Origin of the sequence: Paraburkholderia caledonica NBRC 102488 (assembly GCF_000685095.1) — a bacterium.
Classification (GTDB): domain Bacteria; phylum Pseudomonadota; class Gammaproteobacteria; order Burkholderiales; family Burkholderiaceae; genus Paraburkholderia; species Paraburkholderia caledonica.
In genome coordinates, this window is sequence record NZ_BAYE01000051.1 from 1 (window position 1) to 4,391 (window position 4,391).

Annotated in this window: 5 protein-coding genes; 2 read left to right on the top strand and 3 right to left on the bottom strand. The window is 61.4% G+C overall.

Translation table 11 applies throughout. The features are described from left to right. The 3 genes from BCA01S_RS36335 to BCA01S_RS34070 all read right to left on the bottom strand — a co-directional run. Positions 1 to 186: citrate/2-methylcitrate synthase (locus tag BCA01S_RS36335; RefSeq protein WP_042320503.1), on the bottom strand; the 186-nt coding region annotated here is incomplete at its 3' end. Between the two features lie 25 nt (positions 187 to 211). After that, entirely contained in the window at positions 212 to 1,210 is a 999-nt protein-coding gene (locus BCA01S_RS34065; protein ID WP_027780666.1) for an HpcH/HpaI aldolase/citrate lyase family protein, read from the bottom strand. 204 nt (positions 1,211 to 1,414) lie between these two features. After that, the gene (locus BCA01S_RS34070; RefSeq protein WP_027780667.1) at positions 1,415 to 2,398 is read right to left on the bottom strand and encodes a malate dehydrogenase; all 984 of its coding nucleotides are present in this window, start codon (positions 2,396 to 2,398) and stop codon (positions 1,415 to 1,417) included. A 591-nt stretch (positions 2,399 to 2,989) separates the two neighbouring features. Between BCA01S_RS34070 and BCA01S_RS34075 the strand changes: the two genes are divergently transcribed. Beyond that, positions 2,990 to 3,790: a GntR family transcriptional regulator gene (locus BCA01S_RS34075; protein WP_027780668.1), complete on the top strand. Its 801-nt coding sequence runs from the start codon at positions 2,990 to 2,992 to the stop codon at positions 3,788 to 3,790. Positions 3,791 to 3,945: 155 nt separating this feature from the next. Continuing rightward, complete coding sequence (sdhC, locus tag BCA01S_RS34085; RefSeq protein ID WP_027778820.1) at positions 3,946 to 4,359, top strand: succinate dehydrogenase, cytochrome b556 subunit; 414 nt, start codon at positions 3,946 to 3,948, stop codon at positions 4,357 to 4,359. Positions 4,360 to 4,391 lie beyond the last annotated feature (32 nt).

A 4,391-nucleotide genomic window follows, 5' to 3' on the forward strand; every position in this document is an offset into this window, starting at 1 on the left:
CGCGATCTCTTCGAACTCGCAATTGCCCGCGATGTCGAGAATGTCGTAGCCGCGGTAATGCAGATCGTTGCCGGTCTTGCCGACCGTGCAGAGTGCCGTGTTGCCAGCGGTCACGCCGGACAGCGCGACGGATTTCTTCGGTTTAAAGCCGCCTTGTGCGCCGGCGGATTGCATTGTCTCGCTCATCTCCCGCACTCTCCTGTTTGTTTGCTCATTGCGCTGCTTCCCCGAAAAGCGGCGCTGCATCTTGCGGAACGGCCCGGCCAGTGGATTGCGCCCGACGCAGCACCGACCAGTAATAGCGGTAGCTCGCGCGGTCGTGCAACGTGTCGCGATGGCGCGTGGGTCCCCATTGGGCGGACTGCGCGGCCAGCAGAATTTCGGTGGCGGTGGCGATTTCTTCGTCGCGTGGCGCGAACGCGGCCACGATTACCTCGACCTGCGCAGGGTGAATGCTCCACATGCGCGTGTAGCCGAACTCGTTGCGTGCGCGTGCCGCGTCGTTTGCAACCACGCTCATATCGCGCACTTCGGTGCTGACGTTGTGCGACGGCACCTTGCCGTACGCATGGCACGCGGCGGAGATTTCGAGCTTCGCACGGCGCACCAGCGGATGATCGAACTGCCCAGGCGAGCGCATTGCGGTATCGGGGATCGCGCCGTCGTGTGCGGAAACAAAGTCCATCAGGCCGAAGCTCAAGGCTTCGACACCGGGCAACGCGGCAAGATCGAACACACGCGTCAGCGCGCCGTGTGTTTCAACCAGTAATTGCACCGGCACCGGTCTGGCGACGCCAAGCTCGCGCCGCGTGGCCTCGATAAACGCGACCATTTCGGCGGCGTCGGGTACGTTGCGGATCTTGGGCAGGGTGATGTAGGCGGGCGCACGCTTTGCCGCGCGCAGAATCAGGCGGACGTCGTCGCGCCAGTGCGGATGGTCGAAGTCGTGAATCCGTACCCCGACGCGGCCGAAGCGGTCATGCTCGCTGCCGAGCAGCGACGCGACGAGCTCCGCGTGCTCCGCTTCGCGGCCGACCTGCGCGCCGTCTTCGCAGTCGAGCGTGATGTCGAACACCGGGCCAAGTTGCTGCTGCAACGCGAGCGATTTCAGCATCAGCTTTTCGCTGCCGGCGTAGTGGTCGCAGGCAGGCAGCACAGCGGGCGGCACTTCGCCGTCAAACAGCACTTCGGCGGGTGTGAGGGCGCGCATCGTCGGCGTCAGGAGCGTGGGCTTTTGTTGAGGGAAAACCGATTCGGGCGCGTTCTGTCAGATCGTACAGGCAGGCAAAGCGCGTTCGAATCAGGTGCGAACCGCGCGAAGCGCCAGATTGGCTCGCTTCGCGCGATTTGCACGAAAAAAACCGGAACCCGTTGCGATGAAGCTACGGAGTTCCGGTTGTTCTGCATCAGGTGCTTAGCCGAGCAGATGCTGAACGCCTTCGCGCTCTTCCAGCAATTCCTGTAGCGTGCCGTCCATCTTTTCGCGCGAGAATGCGTCGATTTCCAGACCTTCCACGCGCTTGTATTCGCCGTTTTCGCAGATCACCGGCACACCGTAGATGATGTCTTCAGGAATGCCGTACGAACCGTCCGACGGGATACCCATGGTGACCCACTTGCCGTTCGTGCCGAGCACCCAGTCGCGAACGTGGTCGATTGCAGCATTAGCCGCCGACGCTGCCGACGACAAACCGCGTGCCTCGATAATCGCCGCGCCGCGCTTGCCGACGGTCGGGATGAACGTGTTGCGGTTCCATTCGTCGTCGTTGATCAGCTTGGTCAGGCTCTGGCCTTCTGCGGTTGCGAAGCGGAAGTCAGGGTACATGGTCGGCGAGTGATTGCCCCACACGGCCAGCTTTTCGATCGAAGCGACCGGCTTGCCCGACTTCGCGGCCAGTTGCGACAGCGCGCGGTTGTGGTCCAGGCGCAGCATGGCGGTGAAGTTCTTCTTCGGCAAATCGGGTGCCGACTTCATCGCGATGTAGGCGTTGGTGTTGGCCGGGTTGCCGACCACCAGCACCTTCACGTCGCGGCTCGCGACTTCGTTCAGCGCCTTACCCTGAACCGTGAAGATTTCAGCGTTGGCCGACAGCAGGTCCTTGCGCTCCATGCCCTTCGAACGCGGACGTGCGCCGACCAGCAGGGCGACGTCAGCGTCCTTGAATGCGACCTTGGGGTCGTCCGTGATCACGACGCCCGAGAGCAGCGGGAATGCGCAATCATCCAGTTCCATCACGACGCCCTTCACGGCGCCTTGCGCTTGCGGCAGGTCGAGCAGTTGCAGCACAACCGGCTGGTCCTTACCGAGCAGATCACCATTGGCGATGCGGAATAGCAGGGAGTAAGCAATTTGACCTGCGGCGCCGGTGACGGCAACGCGCTTTGCGGGCTTAGCCATTGAGAAATCTCCAGGACGATGCGTTAGACGCTAGGGAAAACGCCATTCTATATGCGCGTTCCTCGAAGCGTTGTGAAACACGGCGGAATTCAGTGTTTGCGGACGCCCGCTGTCAGCCCATGAATTGCGGACCAACAGCGGCGCTGCGCCAAGACCGCCATGCCGGAAACCTGTACTGCCGAGCGCTCTCAAGCCGCCGTTTCGCGGCCGGTCCGGCCCGCACGCGAAAACTTGGGGCGGCCCGGTACCTTTCTGAGAGAGCGGGAGCGGGCCAGCGAGGCGCCGCGTAGCCGCTGCACCGTGCGGGCTCCTGCAAACAGCGCGTTTCGGCGAACGTCTGACCAACGAATGGCGGCGAATCGAAACCTGGAGTGCGTGGGAACAGCATGGTGCAGAGTGGCTGCCGGTGCGTCGCGGCGCTGCGAAACGAATGCAGATCGCAACTGCCGAAAAACCCCGCAAACCCTTGCTCGACAAGGAGTGTAGGAGTCGGCACACGCAAAGTCAACCTTATCTTATGTCTTATATAAGACACATCTATGACGGGGGAAACGCTGGACGCGGCCCAGCCCTTTATGATGAAATGCGCGGATGAATTCCAACCCGGCCAACACCACGAATCCGAACGGTCAAACGGCCGCGGGCGAAGGTGTATCCGCGAACGTCCCCGCTGCGTCACCCACTTTTAGCCCTCTCTATCAGCAGATCAAGGGGCTGATTACGCAGAGCCTCGAAAGCGGCGAATGGAAGCCCGGCGAGATCATTCCTAGTGAAGTCGAATTAGCGGCCAGATACAAGGTCAGCCAGGGCACGGTACGCAAAGCGATCGACGAACTTGCCGCCGAAAATCTCCTCGTGCGCCGTCAGGGCAAAGGCACGTTTGTTGCCACGCACAACGAAGATCGCGCGCAGTTTCGCTTTCTCCGGTTACTGGCTGATGACGGCGCCGAGCATCCGCACGTGAGCCGCCTGCTCGAATGCCGGCGTCTGCGGGCGTCGGCGGAAATCGCCCGGCAACTCGATCTGAAGCCGGCCGATCCCGTAGTTCTGATCAAGCGTCTGCTGCAGTTCGACGGCGAAGTCACCGTGCTCGACGAAATCTGGCTGCCGGGCGCCGTGTTTCGCGGGCTGACGCTCGAGCGGCTTTCGGAGTACAAGGGTCCCCTGTACGCGATGTTCGAGACGGAATTCGGCACGCGCATGATCCGCGCTACGGAGAAAATCCGCGCGGTCGCGGCAGAGCCGTCGGTGGCCGATCTGCTGCACGTGCCGCCGGGTTTCCCGCTGCTGTCGGTGGAGCGCGTGTCCTATACCTACGGTGACAGGCCGGTGGAAGTCCGGCGAGGTTGGTATGTCACAACCGGGTATTACTATCAGAACGATCTGAGCTGAATCGGCCTGAATGAAGGCGCGGCGTCTCGTACGCGTGCCTTTTGACGGTGCCTTTATTGCGCGTGCTGCAACGGACCTGTCGGGGTTTTCGCTGCAGCGCGATATGAAAAGGCGCTAAAATTGCGGATTAGTGTGACTACAAGTAGGGGTCTAGCATGGCTGAAGCCGTAAAAAAACCGAGGCCGGAATTCCGGAACATCGGTATCGGGCAGATATTGACGGCGTATCGCCTGCCGCTTGCGGGGCGCGTGTCGATTCTTCATCGCTTGAGCGGTGGTCTGCTGTTTGTTTTCCTTCCGTTCCTGCTGTACCTCTTCGACCAGAGCCTGACCTCCGAACTGAGCTTCGAGGTCTTCAAGGGCTTTCTCTCCAACATCATCGTCAAGCTCATCACGCTGGTGCTCGCGTGGGCGTTCCTGTTCCACTTCTGCGCAGGCATCCGTCACCTCGTGATGGACACGCACCGCGCGGTCAACAAGGAAGGTGGCAGGCAGACCTCCATCGTCGTGTTCGTCGTGTCCTCGCTTCTCACGATCGCCTTCGCGGCGAAACTCTTCGGAGCATTCTAAAAAATGGCAGCCCCTAACCGAATCGGTCCGAA